This is a genomic window from Vreelandella sulfidaeris, from assembly GCF_042429665.1.
GTDB lineage: Bacteria > Pseudomonadota > Gammaproteobacteria > Pseudomonadales > Halomonadaceae > Vreelandella.
In genome coordinates this window covers 343217-362057 of sequence record NZ_JBHMAC010000010.1, presented here as the reverse complement: position 1 = coordinate 362057, position 18841 = coordinate 343217, and the positions used below count along the sequence as shown (strand labels likewise).

Genomic DNA, 18841 nt, shown 5'->3' with positions numbered 1-18841 from the left:
TCATCATGCAACGCTCTTTTGCTTATTGCCTATTGTCGGCCATCAGCCTGCTGCCGTTATCGGCGTATGCCGCTAACACGCCAGATGCGGAGTTTTACGACGGCGAACAGGACCTGTACGAAGCCGCTCAGGAAGAGGGGCTGGTCGTGTCGTTTGACACCGGCCCCACCTGGGCCAACTGGCAAAGCCAATTCAATCGCTTCGAAGAGCGCTACCCCGGCGTTCAGATTGTCTTTAACGACCTGGGCTCTGGCGCCACGGTGGTTGCCCTGGAGCAGGCACGCAACCGCCCCCAGGCCGATACCGCCTACTACTACGCCTCTTCTGCTATTAACGCCTATGAAAAAGAACTGTTAAGCCCTTTTACTCCTATCAATTTCGATAGCATTCCCGATGTCTTCAAAGCCGAAGGTGGCGAGTGGTTTACCATTCACTCACTCAACGTCGCTTTTATCGTAAATACCGAGCTGGTCGATGAAGTACCGCAAAGCTGGGAAGACCTGCTGGATGAGCAATATCGCAACAGCATCGTCTACCTTGACCCGCGCTCGACCGGTCAAGGGCAAGTCCTCACCCTGGCAGCCAATTATGGTATGGGAGGCGATCTCGATGATTTATCACCGGGTATCGATTACCTCGCTGAATTAAGCAGCGCCGGTAATGTTGCCCGTGTGGTCGGTACCACGCCCTACGCGCAATTCGTGCGCGGTGAAATTCCTATCTGGATCGGTTATGAAAACGACGGCCTAAAAGCCAGCATTACCGATGGTATGGGCGACAACGTCGCGGTAGTGATTCCCGAAGAAGCCTCAGTAGCAGCACCGTATGCTATTTCGCTGGTCAAGAACGGGCCAAACCCGAATGCTGGCCGCCTTTGGCTCAACTATGTAATGTCAGACGAAGGCCAACGTACCTTCGCAGAAGGATTTGTTCGCCCAGTTAACGGGGACATCGAACTGCCCGACACACTGGTCGAGGCACCACAGATTCGCCCCTTGGATGTACAAAAAGCATCGAGCATTAGCGCTGACCTAAGCCATCGGTGGACCCAGAAAGTGCTTAACCAATAAGGCCAAGCCATGCCTCGTCTGCGTTTTTTCAGTTTTTTGCCGCTGGTGCTACCCAGCGGCATTATTTACACGCTGTTTTTCATGGTGCCGCTGGCGCTGCTGATCATCGCAGCGCTTGAGTCACCGTGGGAAACGGGTGCCCGTCTTCTTAACGAGGGGCTAGTGTTTAAAAGCTTGATAACGAGCGTTGCTTTAGCAATTAGCACCGCACTGTTGTCGGTCATCGTCGGTGTCGTGATTGCCGAATTTCTTTATCACCAACCGGAGAGGCGGCGGTTTTTTCTTCTCTGGCTGATCTCTCTTCCGTTGATTTTCAGCGGCTTAATTGTAGCGTATGGCTTTATTCTCTTATTGGGGAGGGCGGGCTTTATTACGCTGACCCTGGCATCGCTAGGAGTAGACCCTGCGTGGTTTGGCCGCTTTGTCTATACCCCGCAGGGGTTGGTGTTGGTGTATGCCTACTTCTTGGTTCCTCGCGTGGTTTTACTGATGCTGCCAGTGGTGCAAGGTCTTAATCGTCGCCAGTTGGTAATGGCCGAAAGCTTTGGTGCCTCTAGCTGGCAGCAGATCCGCGATGTTTATTTGCCACCCTTACTGCCAGCGCTAATTTCTTCCTGGAGCCTGTGCGCTGCGGTTGCTTTTGGCGCCTACGGTACGGCTCTTGCGCTTACCGGTTCACAGATCAACCTGCTGCCGCTTTTGCTTTATAGCAATATTTCCGACGCAGGGTCTGATATGGCGTCTGTTGCTTTTCTGGCGCTGCTAATGATGTGTTGCTGCTTGTTATTAACCCTTCCCGGTGAGTGGGTACGCCGACGTGCCCAGAATCGCTAGCGCCATGCCTCGCTGGTGCTAGGTCGGGCTGCGCATTTGCCCCGTTCTATCCACTAGTGGTTATTATTTAATGCTAGGATTAATGCTTCTCTCGACCTGAAGCCCGTTATGACCTCAACAACACCTCAGCCCCTTTCCGTCAGTCAGCTCAACCAACGCGCCAAGCAAACCCTTGAGCGCGATGTGGGCGAGGTGTGGGTGGAAGGCGAGCTTTCCAATGTCTCGCGCCCGGCCTCGGGGCATGTGTATTTCACGTTGAAGGATGATCGTGCGCAGATCCGCTGTGCGCTGTTTCGCCAGCGGGCGCGGTTTGTGTCGGCACCCATGCGCGATGGTGATCAGGTCAAGCTGCGGGGTCGGGTGTCGCTGTTTGAGCCACGCGGCGACTATCAGCTAATTGCCGACGCCGTCCAGGCCGCGGGCCTCGGTGAACTGTTGGCGGCCTTTGAGCGCTTAAAAGCCCAGCTGGACGCCGAAGGCGTGTTTGCCAACGCACGTCCCTTGCCCTTCCCTCCCCGCAAGCTGCTGATTTTAAGCTCCGCGACCGGGGCGGCGATTCGCGATGTGCTCGCGGTGCTGGAAGCCCGCTGGCCGTTGGCCGACGTAACGCTGATTCCAGTGCCGGTACAGGGCGCGGAAGCAGCACCGGCCATGATATCAGCGCTGGCATTACTCAACCGCCAGGCACGCCTGGACCCTGAGCGTGATGCGATTCTGATTACCCGCGGGGGCGGCAGCCTGGAAGACTTGTGGGCATTCAATAACGAGCACTTGGCGCGGGCGATTTTTCATTCGCGCCTGCCGGTCATGTCGGCGGTGGGCCATGAGGTGGACGTAACGCTTGCCGATTTTGCAGCGGATATGCGCGCACCTACCCCTTCAGCCGCCGCCGAGCGGTTAGTGCCGGATCAAAACACCCTTAAGCGCCAGCTGGAGCATCAACACAGCCGTTTGCAGCGGGCCATGCAGGCACGCTTAGAGCGCGACAGCCAGCGCCTGGATACCCTGCGCGCCAAACTGCGCCACCCCGGTGAACAGCTCAACCGTCAGCGCCAGCACATTACCACCCTTCACCAGCGCCTTGAGCGCGCCATGCAGCAAACGCTCACTCACCAGAAAGCGCACGTGGCGCAGTTGAACCGGCGGCTGGCAAGCCAAGACATGGCGCGGCTGCATCGCCTGGAAAGTGAACGGGTAAACCAGCTAAATCGCCGTTTGGGTAGCGCCATTCAGCGCCAGCTGGAAAGCCAGCAAGCGCGCTTGAAAGCCGCCGCGCGCGAGCTGAATGCGGTCAGCCCGCTGGCGGTGTTGGGCCGGGGCTACGCCATTGCGCAGGATGAGCAGGGCCAGGTCATCCGGCGGGCAGACGATACCCAGCCAGGCCAGAAGCTCAGGTTGCGCCTCGGTGAAGGCAGGCTCAGCGTAGAGGTAAAGCGGCGCTTTAAATAGCCTTTTGGATGGCTGACGACGTCAATATCTACCGTTGGAACGGTCTCAAATAACCCTACTCGGGGGCGCTGTGAACCCATCCTTGGGCGCTACTTTCGCCATCCATGGCGAAAGACCCCCTCTCCGGGTTATTCGAGACCTCACTTAACTCCAGCATCTAACATTCAATCATTATCAGGGCGGCGTTATTGAAAACAGCGCCGGGTTTTCCTGGGCTTCTTGCTGGATAGCGTCATCAATCGGTGTTTCGTAAGTCTTGAGTAAATAACCCAGTACCGAATAGAACCCCACCATCGCGATCAGATCGATCACGGCGGTGCGGCCAATCGCTTGCGCCAGCTCTGCTTCCTGCCCTTTGCTCAACTTATGCTCGTCTAATAACGCATCAACCGCTCGAACGATCATGCCATCGACGCCCTCGCTGATCGCTGGCACACCGCGAATGGCGTTGATCCGCGCGTCGTAAAACCCCAGCGCCAGCGAGCGGCTAACGTGATGTGCCCACTCGTAGGCGGAACCCAGACGAAACCCGGCGCGCAGTATCACCACTTCGGTAAGCGCCGGGCCTAGCGCGTTCTCCTTCACCACGTGCTGGCGCAACGGCGCCCACGCGGTCAGCAGCGCGGGGTGATGCGCCATGGTGCGATAAACGTTAAGGGCACCGGCAAATCCCTCACGCAGCTCCGCGATGTCATCGGGCCAATCAGCGTCGGCAACCGGCAAGCAGGGTGACTGTGTCATCGGAGAGGTTCCTTTTCTGATTATTGGGCTATCGCGGCGCTTTATTCAGCTATCGCGGCGTCTATCGCCTGGGTAATGCGTTCAATGAGTAGATCAATCTCGCCCGCGTTAATGGTATACGGCGGAGCCAGCAATATATGGTCGCCATAAACACCGTCAATGGTGCCCCCCATTGGGTAGCTGATCAGCCCTCTTGCCATGGCTTGACGCTTGACCTTGGCGTGGATTTTTCGAGTGGGGTCAAACGGCGTCTTGTGCTCTCGATCGGCGACCAGCTCAATGCCGCGAAACAGCCCCCTGCCACGAATATCGCCCACGTAGGGGGACGCACCCAACGCCGCTTCAAGGCCTTGTTGTAATCGCTCGCCCATGGCATTCACGTTGGCCATCGTGTCTGGCCGGGCAATGATCTCTACTACTTTATTAGCGGCAGCGGCCGCAACCGGGTGGCCCAAATACGTGTGGCCGTGTTGAAAAAGGCCGGAGCCGTTGGCGAAGCTGTCATAAATAGCCGATGACAACATCACCGCGCCAATCGGCTGATAGCCGCCGCCCAGGCCTTTGGCAATAGTGACAATATCGGGCGATATACCTTCCTGCTCGCAGGCGAACATCGTGCCTGTGCGCCCCATGCCACACATCACTTCATCGAGAATCAGCAGCACGCCATGGTGGTCGCAAATCTTGCGAATGCGCTTGAAGTAATCCGCCTCGGCGGCCACTGCGCCCAGGGTAGCGCCAACCACCGGCTCGGCCACAAACGCCATCACGCACTCAGGGCCCAGCTCACGTATCTTGGCCTCAAGTTCGTCCGCCAGCCGAGCGGCGTACGCTTCAGGTGTCTCGTCGTTGCCTTTATCACGGTAGGCGTAGCAGGGTGAGACGTGATGGGTCTCGGGCAGCAGCGGCTGAAACTGCTGGCGCCGCATGGCATTGCCGCCCGTCGCTAATGCGCCAATCGTGTTGCCGTGATAGCTCTGGCGCCGGGCAATGATGTGGCGGCGCTTAGGGTGCCCCACTTCCACAAAGTACTGGCGCGCCATTTTTAAAGCGGCCTCGACTGCTTCTGAGCCACCGGATACCAGGTAGACATGGTTTAACGGCTCAGGCGCCAAATTCACTAATTTCTCGGCGAGTTCTTCGGCGGCATCGGTGGTGAAAAAACCGGTGTGCGCGTAGCAGAGGTTGTCGATTTGGGCGCGCATGACCGCCAGCACTTCTGGGTGAGCGTGCCCCACACTCGTCACCGCCGCCCCTCCCGAGCCATCCAGATACTGGCGCCCTTCGGTGTCAGTGATATACACGCCCTGCGCAGAGGCTGCGTGCGGCAACGCCTGCCCAATACTGCGATGAAGAAGTCGCGTCATGGAGCCTTCCCTTTAAAATGCCTGGAACCCGATCATCTCGACTTACGACGATGTTTACGTACGATGATCTTTACGTACGTTTGTAACGGCATAAGAGTGGCACGACCTGACGCGCCAACGCAACAAACAAATCATTTTACCTGATATTAAAACAAATGAATCATTGCTATGATTCAGCTTAATCCAGGCCCCGCGCCGAGAGGCACCGCATTATGTCTAAAAGCCCTAAGTCCAAAAAATCTACGTCACAAAGCCCTATGCCAAAAAACGCTATGCCGCCGAGCGACCCGCTAAGAGAGCAGATTATTGCGCAGTTCGATACGTTGTCTGGGCAGCTTCAACAGGCCGCACGTTATCTACTTGAGCACCCGGAAGAAGTAGCGTTGGTATCCATGCGTGAAGTCGCGCGCCATGCAGCGGTGCAGCCGGCGACCATGACGCGACTGGCCAAAGTGCTGGGCTTTAAAAGCTACATTGATATGCGCGCCTGCTATGCGGATACCTTGCGCGGAAGAAGCGACGGTTTCGCGGCTAAGGTGCGTCAGCAGACGCCTGCTACTGGTACAGCGGAAAGTGATATCGCCCAACAGATGCTGCAGGGGTTAAGCGCTCAGATAACAACGCTGTGTGCGCCAGAAACACTACAACGCTTGACCGCCATGGCCGATACGCTAGCGGCGGCTAACACCGTGTATGTGCTCGGGTTACGCTCCAGCCATGTGGTGGCCTGGCATTTTCATTACGTCATGTCATTGCTGGGCGAACGCACGGTTCACCTTGATGGTCCCGCGGGCACCGGGGGCGATGCGCTAATGCGCGCCAAGCAAGGTGACGTGGTGCTTATCGTCTCCATCCAGCCGTATACCGTGGATTCGCTAACGTTGGCGCAATTGGCACATGCTAAAGGTCTGGCGATTTTGTCGATCACCGATAGTGAAGTCTCGCCGCTTGCCAGCATTTCCGAGCAGGCGATTTATTGTCCTACCCAGAGCCATAGCTTCTTTCATACGCTGGCCCCCGCCTTAGCCATTTCGGAAGTACTTTGCGCGTTACTTGCTGAACGCGACCGGCCTGCCGCCCTGGAGGCCTTGCAGCACGCCGATGAGCATCACTTACAACTTAAAACCTACTCGCATGCGCTACCGCGGCGGGAGTGATTGCCAACGTAATGATGGCAGTCATCTGGGTTAGCTGACCTGCAGCATTTGCTCGGCGTCGGTCTCGCTAACGCCGAGCATCAGCAATATCTGGCGTTGGGTCGCGATTAACACCTGCTTGCGCTCGACCTCCCCCGGTAGGCTTTTGGCAATCGCCACGGCACCGATCAAAGACGCGAGAATGACTCGGGATTTATCGGCAATGACCTGTCGATCATCAGCAAATGGCAGTTTCTTCAGCTTACCCAGCGCTCGCAGGCGTGTTTCCAGCATTTTCTTCATGCGCAGATAAGAGGCCTCGAATAGTGTCCGAATCTCGGCCTTTTCGCTGCCAATTTCGTTGAACAGCACGGCCTCTGGTCCTGGCCGCTGCTTGGCTTCCAGCTCTTGAAGATTGCAGTAGTTGTCGACCAGTTCGGTTAAGTGCTGCATCGACAGCGGCCCTTTTACCAACCGAGCGGTGCGGGTGTTATCTAACGTGAGGCGCACCGAGGCGTGATAGAGAGCTTCCTTGGAGGAAAAGTGCGCGTAAAAGGCGCCATGGGTCATTTTAGCCAGCTTCATGATCTGACCAATAGAGACCTTATTGAAGCCATTCCGGCTGAATAGCTCGGTGGCTGACGCCAGGATCCGCTCTTTGGTTTTGGACTTACGGCTATTGGGATTCGGCATCGCTACCTCTATAGATCCATCCGCTAAATATTATCTTGATCATATAATGCCCGCTGATAGGGTGATGACATCAATTACTCAGGAACGGCTATGCAATCACCCATTGTTATTACCGGTATGGGAATGGTCAGCCCACTAGGCAACGGCGTCAATATCAATTGGCAACGTTTGCTGGCTGGCCGTTCAGGCATCAACACCATCGAACGCTTCGATACCCGCGATATCCCGATCAAAATAGCGGGCTGTGTGCCTCGCCACGACGAGGATAGCGAAGGCGGTATCGACCTGAACGCGATTGCCGACGCCAAGGAGCAGCGCAAGCTCGACCTGTTTAGTCTCTACGCCATGGCCGCCGCCGATGAAGCGCTTACTCAGGCCAACTGGCAGCCCAGTGAAGCAGCGCAGAAACGCCGCACGGCTACCGTGGTCGGCTCCGGCATTGGTGGTTTTCCCACCATTACCCAGGCGCAAAAAACCTTGACTGAGCGCGGTTATCGGCGCGTATCGCCTTTTACCGTACCGGCCTTTTTAGCCAACCTGGCCGCGGGCAACTTGTCGATTCGCTACGGCTTCCAAGGCCCGCTGGGCTGCCCGGTGACCGCTTGCGCGGCGGGGCTTCAGGCGATTGGCGACGGCATGCGTCTGATTCGTAGCGGCGAAGCCGATGTGGCTCTGGTGGGCGGCGCTGAAGCGTGTATTGACCCGCTTTCACTGGCGAGTTTCAACGCCTTAAAAGCGCTCTCCACCGAGGCAGACGCCCCCGCCAGCGCTTCGCGGCCGTTTGATAAAGCACGCAACGGCTTTGTAATGGGCGAAGGCGCCGGACTGATGGTGATTGAAACGCTCGACCACGCGCTCGCCCGCGGCGCCACGCCGCTTGCCGTGCTGAACGGCTACGGCACCAGCGCGGATGCCCACCATATCACCGCGGGCCCGGAAGATGGCGCAGGCGCCGCCCTGGCCATTGAGGCAGCGCTCGGCATGGCAGGGCTCAATCGTGATGCCATTAGCCATATCAATGCTCACGCCACCTCAACGCCGGTGGGTGACCGAGCCGAGCTGGCCTCGCTGCGTCGCGTATTTGGTGAACGGCTAGCGTCTATTCCCGTGTCGGCCACTAAAGCCTCGACCGGCCATTTGCTGGGCGCGGCGGGCGGCATTGAAAGCATTTATTCAGTGCTTGCAGCACGTACTCAGCAACTGCCCCCCACCCTGAACTACACCCAGGGCGATGACGATATGCAGGGGCTGGATGTAGTAACCACTCAGCCGCGAGACCACGACGTGCAGCATGTGCTGTGCAACGGCTTCGGCTTTGGCGGCGTCAACGCCGCGCTGATTGTTAGCCGTTACGCTGGGTAATAAGGGAAAAGGAGCAAGGAAAAAGGGGAAACAGGCATAAGAAAACACCCAGCCGAGCCGAAAGCTCACGTGGCGGCTGGGTGATGCCAGACTCGCGTGAAGGTTAAGCAACCCCTAAAGTTCTGAACTCGGTGGCCGATAACTAATAACAATTAGGAGAGGAAGCCACCATGAAGATAGGATTTTCCACCCTGACCCTTATGGGCCACCGCCAAGACAAGCCGCAGCAGTTAGCCTCTGCTCGCGTTGCTCAACAAAGCAACGAACGCGCTGCTGCTGCGAGCGAAGACGACCCCTTTACCAAGCGCCTCAAGAAGCAGCGGGAAGCGCTGGAGAGTTTGGCGTCTCTGCCCAGCCCCAAGGAAGCTTCTCAACAGCGTGCGACCGAAAAAGCGGGCTTCTTGCGCCAGCGCCTTGAAATGCTCAAAGCCATGATGGCTTTTGCCTCGCCTGAACAGCTTAAAAACATGGCCAAGGAGTTGAAGAGTATCGCCCGCGAGCTTGCCGGTGCTGCCCGTTTATTGAGCAATGCCGGTGGCGGCAGTGCTAACCTCCCCGCTACCCCTTCGGTGTCAGTGACAGTAGCACCAAGCGCAGACACCACCGCATCACCACAGAGTAGCGACGCCGTTACCGACGCTAAAGCTAGCGCCACCGCTGACGAGCAGGTTGCCCGCACCGCAAGCGAGGCCAACCAAGCCGAAGATAGTGTTGAAAAAAGTGCCCAAGAAAGCGCTGAAGAAGCGAAAGAAGACGCCAAGCAAACATCGGGCTTGTCTGAAAGTCAGCCTGAAAGAAAGTCTGAAAATGATGCTGACGATGATGAAGCCGGCCCGCTCGGTTTATTGGTAAGCGTAGTCAGCCCCTTGCATGCAGAAAAAAGCCGCACCAATGGCCCTAGTGCCAGCGAAAACGGCTTGCGTAACGCACTGTCTGACGCCAAAAAGACATTAGAAGAAGTGGTCAGCGCGCTCAAAATAAAGCTTACCGAAGCAGATAAAGAAGCGCGTCGTGAATTGATAAAAGCTGAAAAGGACATCGACAAGCTCGACCGGGCGCTTGCTGTCTCAACGTCCGACGCACTTTACTCATCGCTTGGGCAGTTATTGCCGTCGTCTTCCAGCGGCGTGATGGGGCTGCAAGGGACTATTCAAAGCACCAGCCTGAGCACTATCAATGTAGAAGTTTAGGCAATGCTCTACTTATCAGAAAGCAAAACGGCGCTATCGAGATAGCGCCGCTTTCAACACGTGCAACATCGGGGCGTTACACCACTTGTCTACTGCTTATCTTTGCCATTCTTATCATCAGATGAATCAGGGTTCACATGATGGGTATCCGGCATCGGGTTGGCATCGTCGTGATGGTCGTCACGGTCTTTCGGGGCTTTTTTATCGTTCTCGGAGGCTTGAGTCATCGCTTCTTCCTTTCCATGGTGGTTAGCAGAATGTCGTAAACCCCTTGGCATCATGGCCAATAGGGCTGTCTATTCATTTACTTATCAATCACTTATCAAACAGGTATCAAATAGCTATCAAGTAGTTATCGCCTAGGTAATGTAGCCCGTCTGCGCACTCGCTTTCAATTCACCCTTACTGCACCAACAGGCAATAAAATCTCAACAAAATAACTAAAAAACAAATACTTAAAACAACAAAACCACCTAATCCAAGGTGTATCAGCAATAACAATGCAGTCAATAAGCTACCGCTATCAGCTACGCTTAACTGCCCATTATCACCTGCCTGACAATAAACAAGTGGCCGCACATTGGCGGCCACTCACTACTGCTTTTAACGCTAGGTTCAATAACTTACGTACGTACAGTGGGGATCAAGGCGTCTTGTTCGTGCCTGAGCCTTGGGTATTGCCGGACGGCGTGCTCGAGCCTGCCAGACCAGTGCTATGTCTATCAGCGTCTGAACTATCAGAGGTAGGCGTCGTTGAGCCGCTGTCTTGACGCTTATCCTGAGACGAGTTCACATTGGAGCCTTGGCCCTGATGTGATTTTTCTTTCGCTTCCTCGGCTTTTTCATGCACCGTCTGCTGAGCTTTATCGGCCTGTTCGTGAACCGCTTGCTGAGCTCTATCCGCTTGCTCATGCCCCGCTTCACTCGCCTTGTGCATCGCTCGGTCACGATACTCACCCATGACCTCATCTTCTTTTTTAGTCGCCGGGAACATACCGCCCAATGCTGCACCCAACGCAAATCCAAGTGCGCCTACCACTAGCGGGTGCTCTTGAACAAAGTCAGAGGCTTGGCTTCCTGTTTGGCGTGCACGATCTCCCATCGCGTGGGCGTTATCATGTACACCATGGTTAAGATGGGACGTAGTATCTCGCATGTGGCCTCCCATATGGTTTGCCTTATCTTTCCACTGCTGCGCGGTATGCTTGGCTTTATTACCTAGGCTTTGGGCTCTGCCCTTGGCGCCTTCTTTCATGTTACCAGCGCCCTCTTTCATGCTGCTGGCACTGTCTTTCACCTGGCTCATACGCCCTTTACCACCACTATGGCTTGAGGAGCCTTCAGCGACGCCAGAAGACCCAGTGCTGTAGCCAGTGGGCGCTCCATCATTCGGATGTGTGCCTTCGTGAACGGGAATACCTGGCGAGCCATTCGAGCTATAAGAGCCATTCGAACTATTAGAGCTATGCGAGTGCGATGAATGCCGCTCGCCGGTGTAGAACTCCTCGTCAATAGCCGACGAGTAGTGCTGACTGTGCCCTGCATTCGGATTGCGTTGAGCCAAAATCATCCAGCCAATACCAGCGCTGGTAAGCAGAAACGGCACCGGATTTTGCTTGATCGTGTTGCCTAAATTGGCCACAAACTCGTTGGCACCACCGTGGCGAATATACTCGTAAGAGCTATTCAATAACTGCTGAGGAGAGAAGCGCTCTTCGAGTTCATGCAGCGTAGAGTCGAGACGTTCGCGGGATTGATGAATATCCTTTTCAATCTCTTCAGAATTTCGCTGGTTGTCATGATCCGTCATTTCAACTCCTCCTTGACGTTCTGCTGATGCTCTTTCGCAAACGACTTGTCATTGTGCAGACTATTCATCGTGCGATTCGGCATCAGGTTACGCGCCTGCAGTTTCTTCTGGCCCGCTTTGAGCATGAGAATACCAATGACGGTCATCACAATGCCCACAATCGCAGCACCAAGCCAAGGTGTGGTGTCCGGCGGAAGCACCTCATTGAGCAAAAATACCACCGCTGCCAACAGCGTTAAAAAGCCGCCGAGCAAAACCGCGCCAGCGATTGCGATTGACGCAATGCCACCCATGGCCTCGTGGGTTTTTTCAGACATTTCTGTCTTGGCAAGCTCAATCTCGTTACGCACAAGCGAGGTAATTTCGTGCATCACATTTGATAGCAGCGATCCCACCGAGGATGTTTGCGATGTAGATTTATTATCCGAATCCATACTGTGCCTCCCTGGCCCGTGTTATTAGGGCGTTCTATTTCCTTGACCCGCCTGACCCGCTGCTCCATTACCTGGATAGGAACCACCGGCAATACCGGATGACTGGCTTTGCGGAGTAGTCGGCGTAGTTGACGTAGTTGACGTAGTATTCGTTAACGGCGAGCCCGCTGTACTCGCAGTAGCAGTATTGGAATAGCTGCTATGCATATCAGGGCTATGTCTATCAGCACCATGGCTATCAGCGCCATGCGAGTGCTGATTAGAACTACGTAGGAAACGGGAAACTAAAAAGCCTGCCGCCATCAAGCCACCAATAAATAAAGCGGGCTCACGACGACTAAAGCGTTGCGCATCATCACATACGCTGCGTAGATCTTTATCACGCAAGCTAGATGAAAAACGCTCGGTTACATTGGCAAACTTTCTCGTTTGTTGAGAAAGATAAGGTTGCTGTTGGTTATCGAACTCATCCGCCATTTTCTGAAGAACACCCGTTATCTTCTGGGATTGTTCCGCGGCATTATCACGCTGTTGGTTAAAATAGCCTTCGGCTTGGTGCTGGGCGGCCTCACTAACTTCATGCGCAGTATCCCGTCCTTGCTGCTTGAGCGACTCCGTGGAGCGGTTAGATTGGCCTGGCGCGCCTGATTCAGCCTTATTTCCTTGATCTATCATCTGTCACTTCCTCCATGTCGTCTCATCTTGTCAACATCCGTGGTGAAAAAAAATCAGCATCACTGCGAATCTATTTAGCGCCCTTAACCAACGTAATTAGGCACTTAAAGAAGACAATCATTTATACTTAGCCAAACTACTTAGCTAATTAAATTTCTTTAACAGATAAGCTACTTTTAAAACATAGCGGTCATTTTTTTATTGTCAATTTAATGCGCACGACAAAGCCACTATAGGCGCTTTTACTTAACATATATTAATACCCGAAAGTAGATAACTAATTACTTAGCATTTAGTCGTTAGCACGCCCAATAAGCGCTATATAAAACGCCAAAAAATAGTTCCATTCGACTGGCATTTGCGTCTCTTCAACCCATTGGTCTACGTTGAAGTGGGGTGCGCCGCTAAGGACGATGCGCGCGCCTTCTAATCGACACCTATGCGCCACCTATACCAACCCATCTGTGCTAACGAAGGAGTGACCGCACATGAGTGATCAAAAACAGCCCTCTCAGCATCAAGATGAACAACCAGGCGACGAATATGCGATGCGGCCTGAGCCCGAGTTTATTCGTGACAGCTATCGTGGCACCGACAAGCTGCTGGATAAAGTCGCCATTATCACCGGTGGTGACAGCGGTATTGGTCGTGCGGTAGCGGTTCATTATGCCCGCGAAGGGGCGGATTGCACGATTGTGCATCTAGAAGAGGATACTGATGCTGAAGAAACGAAGCGGCTGGTGGAAGCAGAAGGTCGCCGTTGCTTGGTGTTAAAAGGCGATGTAGCCGACCCGGCTTTTTGCCGTGATATTGTTAAACAAACGCTGGATCATTTTGGCAAACTCAATATTGTCATTAACAATGCGGCAGAGCAGTACGACTGGGACGATATCACCGATATCCCTGACGACCAGCTAATGCGCACCTTCCAGACCAATATTTTCAGTCACTTTTATCTTACCAAATCAGCCCTCCCGCATCTCAATAAGGGCGACACCATTATCGCCACTTCATCGATCAACGCCTTTAAGGGCAATGCGACGCTGATTGATTATACCGCCACTAAAGGCGCTATTCAGGGGTTGGTGCGTTCGCTTGCCATGTCGCTGATGGATCGAGGTATTCGCGTTAATGCGGTGGCGCCGGGTCCGGTGTGGACGCCGCTGATTCCGGCTAGCTTTGAAGATGACAAGGTGGCTTCATTCGGCGGCCAGGTTCCCATGAACCGTGCAGGGCAACCTAGCGAGATGGGGCCTGCGTATGTTTATTTGGCCTCAGAGGAGTCCTCTTATATGAGCGGCCAAACACTTCATTTAAATGGTGGTGTTATTTTAAATACCTAACAAGCACTACTTAATTAACAAGTTTTACTTAATTTAAAAGATCGGCGTAACCAATAGGGACAGCTTCGCTGCCCCTATTTTCTTCAACCGGTTTAACTCACTCTATTTAACTCACCTATTAATCTCTTCGACTATAACTCCCCTTAGTAGATGGCTTGCTGCGCTCGCGCCCGAAGGCTATAGCGCCCATCAGTGGCTGACCACAGCAACTACCCCGCCAGCGTTTTCACCAGCACTTTCGATTTACGCGCGTGATTATAGGTTTCGCGTTTAAGCGTGGGTAAGGCTTCAAGGCTAGCGGCACGGAAGCCACGCTCAACAAACCAGTGTGCCGTGTGGGTGGTTAGCACAAACATGTCAGTTAAGCCGCGCTGGCGCGCGCGACGCTCCAGCGCTTCTACCAAGCGCTCGCCCCGTTCTCCACCACGATAGCTATCGTGAACGGCAACACAGGCCAGTTCGGCAATGCCGGTATCAGCGAAAACATGCAGCGCGGCGCAACCAATCACCATGCCATCGCGCTCGATCACCATGTAGTCATCGATTTCATGCTCCAGACGCTCACGCGAACGCGCCACCAGCATGCCGCGTCGCTCTAACGGCTCCAGCAGTTCCAACAGCCCAGCCACATCATTTAACGTTGCGGGTCGCAGCTGCTCGTAGCGGTGCTGAGTAATCATGGTGCCAACACCGTCGCGGGTGAACAGTTCACCCAGCAAGGCATCGTGATTACGCCAGGAGAGCAAGTGCGTGCGCGCCACGCCTTCTCGTGCCGCGGTGCAGGCCGCCTGTAAGTGGCGCGCTAATTCACTTCCAGGCAATGCCGCATTTAAGCGTGGCTCGGCTTCCGCTGGCGAAAGCTGGCGTAGCAGCGCGCCGTGCTCATCTTCCAACCCTTCCGATTCACCCAGCAAAATCAACTTATCGGCTTTTAGTGCGACGGCGGCGTGTTGGGCAACCTCAGAGGCATCCAGGTCAAACACCTCACCGGTACTGGAGAATCCCAGTGGCGGCAACAGCACCAACGAGCCTTTTTCCAGCAAGCCTTGAATAGCGCCTGCCCGCACACGGCGCACTTCGCCGCTATGGTCAAAGTCCACCCCTTCACGCACACCAAGAGGTTTGGCGGTGACAAGGTTGCCCGAGATGACACTTAGCTCGACACCGTGCAACGGCGTGCTGGGCAAGCCCAGCGATAGCCGAGCCTCCAGCCATAGCCGCTGATGGGCAGCCACCTGTTCAACGTGAGTCATCACCGCACGGTCGGCGACCCAACGGCCATCGACTCGCGTTGGCTCAACGCCAGCATTGGTCAACGCGACATGCACCTGAGGACGAATGCCGAACACCACGACTAAGCGAACGCCTAGCGTATGCAGCAGCGCCAAATCCTGAATGAGCTGCTCCCCTCGGCCAGACGCCATGGCTTCGCCTTCAATTAAGATGACAAAGGTTCGCCCCCGGTGAGCATTAATATAGGGGGAAGCGTTACGAAACCAATCAACAAAGGGGAAGCGCGTATCCAAGGGCCGCTCTCCGGCAGCAGGTGAAAGAAACATACCGTGATTACATTTAACCGAGTTACTTTACCAGAGCACGAAAAACAGCGGCACCTTCCAATGCAAATCTGCCCACTCTTATGCAGAAAAACATGAAAAATGCCGCTGTCGTTGGATGCACAGGGAATTTAGCTCCCAGGCTTAGGGCGGTGGTTACCCGAACATACCTTTAAACATAAAGAAGAACAGAATTGCCAAGCCCGCGCCCGCTGGCAATGTAATCAGCCAGGACGCCGCAATCGTGCCGATAACCCTCAGGTTGATGGCCGCCATACCGCGTGCCAAGCCAACCCCTAAAATGGCGCCGACCAGCGTGTGGGTGGTGGAAATGGGTAGCCCGGTTCCCGACGCTAATACCACCGTGGTTGCCGCCGCCAGCGTAGCCGCAAAGCCACGGCTAGGGGTTAGCTCGGTAATCCCGGTTCCCACGGTCGCAATCACTTTATGGCCGTAGGTCACCAAACCCACCACAATGCCGCCGCCGCCAAGGACCAGCACCCACCAGGGCACCAGCGCAGAGCTGCCAATTTCGCCGCCAGTTTGCACCACGCTAATGACCGCCGCCAGCGGGCCTACCGCATTCGCCACGTCATTGGAGCCATGGGCAAAAGCCATCGCGCAGGCGGTGAAAATCATCAGCACGCCGAACACACGCTCCACATTGGCATACCCAAAATGGTCGTTCTCGTTGTGCTCGAACTTGATGCGCCGCTGCATTGCCATGCCGATGACCGTAATCACCAGCCCCAGCAATATCGACAGCAGCAGGCTTTGACCAAAGGTTAAATCAAGCCCTACATGAGACAACCCTTTGGTCAGTGTCACCATGGAGACGATAAAGCCGACTAGAAACACATAACCCGGGAAGTAGCGTTTGGCCGCGGTGAACGGATTGGCATCTTCAAAGATCAAAAGATGTACCGATTTAAACAGCACAAAGCCAATCGTACCGGCCAGCAAGGGGGAAACCACCCAACTGGCGGCAATCGTTCCCACCGCTCCCCAGTCAACGGTTGAGGCACCCAGCCCTGCCACCGCAAAACCTACAATGGCACCGACAATTGAGTGGGTAGTGGAGACAGGCCAGCCTTTCATGGAGGCAATCAGCAACCACGTTCCTGCTGCCAGCAACGCCGCCAGCATGCCGTACACCAGTAGCTGTGGATCATCCTGCAAGAGAGAGGGATCGATAATCCCTTTACGAATGGTGTTGGTCACCTCGCCACCGGCCAACCAGGCACCGAGAAATTCAAACACCACCGCGATCAGAATAGCCTGCTTAATGGTGATCGCTTTCGACCCCACCGAGGTTCCCATGGCATTGGCTACGTCGTTGGCACCCACGCCCCAGGCCATAAAGAAGCCAAACAAGCAGGCCAGAATAATAAAGATGTCACCGTGCTGGACAATAATCTGCATGAAAGTCCCCTTAGCGGGCAGTCAGGATCTGCAGTCGGCTACCCACACGCTCGGCGCGATCGGATAATTCGCCAACCCATTCAATAATCTTGTAAAGAAAGATCACATCGACCGGCGGCAGCTGACTTTCAAGCGCAAACAACTGACGACGAATAGTTATTTGCTGGTGATCGGCTTGATGTTCCAGGGTATGCAGCTCACGAATCATATTCTGCATGACGTCGGAGACATTTTTTCCAAAGCCGGATTCCAGCAGATCTTTGAGCTCTTCTAATGCTTGGCGCGCTTGAGCCACGCAGGCCACACTGGTACGAATGTAATCGCGCATTGGCTCGGCCAGTTCTCCTGGCACCTGCATTTTACGGCCCAGCATAATACCGGTAATGTCGCGTACCTTATTGGCGATCTTGTCCTGCACGCTGATCAGATCGAGCAGGTCTGAACGTGATACCGGCAGAAACATGGTATTGGGTAGGTTCAACCGCAGCTCTGTTTTAAGCGTGTCGGCGTCATGCTCTAGGCGAGTGACATTTTCGCGCAGCTCAGTGGCGCGTTCCCAGTCACCGGCAAGGGTTGCTTCAAAAAACGGTAGCAGTTGATCAGCACATTCATTCGTTTTGACGATATGAGCCAATAACGGCTGGAATGGCGAGCGGCCAAACATCGAAGAAAAAGGATTGGAGGTAACCATAATGCCTTTTAACCTATTTTCGGGGGAGCCAGGAAATAGCGGCGCCAGTATAAAGAGTGCACTCGCCTCCGTCATGAAAAGTTCACAAATGTAATCAAATTTTCATCTAAATGTCACGATAACGAGGTGGCGAATACCATGAACAGCCCGAATCCAATGGAAGTTGAACTGAAGCTGGCCCTCCCCCCCACTGGGCCAAATGCGCTCCGCCGCCACCCACTCCTTGCAGACGCGTCTTCATCAGCGCGCCAGCAAACATTGACCAATACTTACTTCGACACGCCCCAGAGCGACTTGGCAAAGGCTCATGTGGCGCTACGCATACGCCAAGTCGATGGTCAGGTACTGCAAACCGTGAAAACGGCTGGTCAGGGCGGTGGCGGTCTCTCACACCGGGATGAGTGGGAGTGGGCAATTGCAGGACCGCAGCTGGATTTTGACAGGCTTGCCACCCTGCCGCCGTTTCAGGGCGAGCTTGGCCGAATGCTGGAAGCATTGGCGCCCACGCTCAGTACTAATTTTTCACGCCATAGCTGGCAACTAATCGATACGTCTAACCATCACCATAGCCACGTTGAGCTGGTACTGGATGAAGGAGAGATTATTAGCGGTGATTACCGCACCACCATCCGCGAGATTGAGCTTGAACTAAAAAGCGGCGAACCGGACGACTTGTGGGGACTGGCGCTAACCCTGGCTGAGCAAGTGCCGTTGCGTCCTTCTGACAGCAGTAAGGCATTTCGTGGTAATGCGCTTAGCCGCCAGCACTGGCCTTTGCCGGACGCTAACACGCCAGCGGAGTGGCTTCACCGTGCCACGCTGGCACTGGACGCCTATCACGATAGCCACCAGCCCAGCTACCTGCAGCAGGCCCACGCCGCCCTGCAACAGCTGGCCCAACATCCGGCATTACCCGCCGAACTTACTCCCCTGGCCACCGCCTTGCCCCAGGCGCTGGATGACCATGGTCAGCCCAGCATTGCCTATGGCGTTAATCTATTGTCGCTTTCTCATCGTTTAGCGCTGCAAAGCGCGCTAAGCTAGCCTTGTAATCAAGAAAGAGCGCTG

18 protein-coding genes are annotated in these 18841 nt (G+C 54.9%); 8 read left to right on the top strand and 10 right to left on the bottom strand.

Annotated features, from left to right (window positions below; genetic code table 11):
- Window positions 1-5 precede the first annotated feature (5 nt).
- From ACFFLD_RS06600 to xseA, 3 genes are all read left to right on the top strand, one after another.
- Window positions 6-1070: an extracellular solute-binding protein gene (locus tag ACFFLD_RS06600; protein WP_386038370.1), complete on the top strand. Its 1065-nt coding sequence runs from the start codon at window positions 6-8 to the stop codon at window positions 1068-1070.
- Between the two features lie 9 nt (window positions 1071-1079).
- Window positions 1080-1904, top strand: a complete 825-nt coding sequence (locus tag ACFFLD_RS06595) for an ABC transporter permease (protein ID WP_386038367.1) — start codon at window positions 1080-1082, stop codon at window positions 1902-1904.
- A 108-nt stretch (window positions 1905-2012) separates the two neighbouring features.
- Window positions 2013-3353, top strand: coding sequence for an exodeoxyribonuclease VII large subunit (xseA, locus tag ACFFLD_RS06590; protein WP_386038364.1), 1341 nt, complete (start codon window positions 2013-2015; stop codon window positions 3351-3353).
- 174 nt (window positions 3354-3527) lie between these two features.
- Here the strand turns inward: xseA and ACFFLD_RS06585 are convergent, their stop codons facing one another.
- Together ACFFLD_RS06585 and ACFFLD_RS06580 are read right to left on the bottom strand one after the other, a co-directional pair.
- On the bottom strand, window positions 3528-4094 hold the full coding sequence (locus ACFFLD_RS06585; protein ID WP_386038361.1) for a carboxymuconolactone decarboxylase family protein: 567 nt from the start codon (window positions 4092-4094) through the stop codon (window positions 3528-3530).
- Between the two features lie 41 nt (window positions 4095-4135).
- Entirely contained in the window at window positions 4136-5461 is a 1326-nt protein-coding gene (locus ACFFLD_RS06580; protein ID WP_386038358.1) for an aspartate aminotransferase family protein, read from the bottom strand.
- A gap of 212 nt (window positions 5462-5673) precedes the next feature.
- Here ACFFLD_RS06580 and ACFFLD_RS06575 point away from each other — a divergent pair, with 212 nt between their 5' ends.
- Window positions 5674-6618 carry a MurR/RpiR family transcriptional regulator gene (locus tag ACFFLD_RS06575; protein WP_386038355.1) on the top strand — a complete coding sequence of 315 codons (945 nt, stop codon included), beginning with the start codon at window positions 5674-5676 and terminating at the stop codon, window positions 6616-6618.
- 30 nt (window positions 6619-6648) lie between these two features.
- On the opposite strand, the gene ACFFLD_RS06570 is transcribed toward ACFFLD_RS06575, so the two are convergent.
- Entirely contained in the window at window positions 6649-7290 is a 642-nt protein-coding gene (locus tag ACFFLD_RS06570; protein WP_386038352.1) for a TetR/AcrR family transcriptional regulator, read from the bottom strand.
- A gap of 90 nt (window positions 7291-7380) precedes the next feature.
- Between ACFFLD_RS06570 and fabF the strand changes: the two genes are divergently transcribed.
- Entirely contained in the window at window positions 7381-8652 is a 1272-nt protein-coding gene (gene fabF, locus ACFFLD_RS06565; protein WP_386038349.1) for a beta-ketoacyl-ACP synthase II, read from the top strand.
- A gap of 170 nt (window positions 8653-8822) precedes the next feature.
- On the top strand, window positions 8823-9842 hold the full coding sequence (locus tag ACFFLD_RS06560; RefSeq protein WP_386038346.1) for a hypothetical protein: 1020 nt from the start codon (window positions 8823-8825) through the stop codon (window positions 9840-9842).
- A gap of 89 nt (window positions 9843-9931) precedes the next feature.
- On the opposite strand, the gene ACFFLD_RS06555 is transcribed toward ACFFLD_RS06560, so the two are convergent.
- The 4 genes from ACFFLD_RS06555 to ACFFLD_RS06540 form a co-directional block, all read right to left on the bottom strand.
- On the bottom strand, window positions 9932-10069 hold the full coding sequence (locus ACFFLD_RS06555) for a hypothetical protein (protein WP_386038343.1): 138 nt from the start codon (window positions 10067-10069) through the stop codon (window positions 9932-9934).
- A 416-nt stretch (window positions 10070-10485) separates the two neighbouring features.
- Window positions 10486-11652: a DUF3618 domain-containing protein gene (locus ACFFLD_RS06550; protein ID WP_386038340.1), complete on the bottom strand. Its 1167-nt coding sequence runs from the start codon at window positions 11650-11652 to the stop codon at window positions 10486-10488.
- Complete coding sequence (locus ACFFLD_RS06545) at window positions 11649-12086, bottom strand: phage holin family protein (RefSeq protein ID WP_386038337.1); 438 nt, start codon at window positions 12084-12086, stop codon at window positions 11649-11651. The genes ACFFLD_RS06550 and ACFFLD_RS06545 overlap by 4 nt, the downstream gene beginning before the upstream one ends.
- Window positions 12087-12110: 24 nt before the next feature.
- The gene (locus ACFFLD_RS06540) at window positions 12111-12761 is read right to left on the bottom strand and encodes a hypothetical protein (RefSeq protein ID WP_386038334.1); all 651 of its coding nucleotides are present in this window, start codon (window positions 12759-12761) and stop codon (window positions 12111-12113) included.
- Window positions 12762-13249: 488 nt separating this feature from the next.
- On the opposite strand from ACFFLD_RS06540, the gene ACFFLD_RS06535 reads away from it, so the two are divergent.
- Window positions 13250-14104: an SDR family oxidoreductase gene (locus tag ACFFLD_RS06535; protein ID WP_386038331.1), complete on the top strand. Its 855-nt coding sequence runs from the start codon at window positions 13250-13252 to the stop codon at window positions 14102-14104.
- Window positions 14105-14313: 209 nt separating this feature from the next.
- Here the strand turns inward: ACFFLD_RS06535 and argA are convergent, their stop codons facing one another.
- From argA to ACFFLD_RS06520, 3 genes are all read right to left on the bottom strand, one after another.
- Complete coding sequence (gene argA / locus ACFFLD_RS06530) at window positions 14314-15630, bottom strand: amino-acid N-acetyltransferase (RefSeq protein ID WP_386040396.1); 1317 nt, start codon at window positions 15628-15630, stop codon at window positions 14314-14316.
- A gap of 186 nt (window positions 15631-15816) precedes the next feature.
- On the bottom strand, window positions 15817-17082 hold the full coding sequence (locus ACFFLD_RS06525) for an inorganic phosphate transporter (protein WP_386038328.1): 1266 nt from the start codon (window positions 17080-17082) through the stop codon (window positions 15817-15819).
- Window positions 17083-17092: 10 nt separating this feature from the next.
- On the bottom strand, window positions 17093-17773 hold the full coding sequence (locus tag ACFFLD_RS06520) for a TIGR00153 family protein (protein WP_386040394.1): 681 nt from the start codon (window positions 17771-17773) through the stop codon (window positions 17093-17095).
- 138 nt (window positions 17774-17911) lie between these two features.
- Here ACFFLD_RS06520 and ACFFLD_RS06515 point away from each other — a divergent pair, with 138 nt between their 5' ends.
- A complete protein-coding gene (locus ACFFLD_RS06515; RefSeq protein ID WP_386038325.1) occupies window positions 17912-18817 on the top strand; it encodes a CYTH domain-containing protein in 906 nt (301 codons plus the stop codon).
- Window positions 18818-18841: the final 24 nt, after the last annotated feature.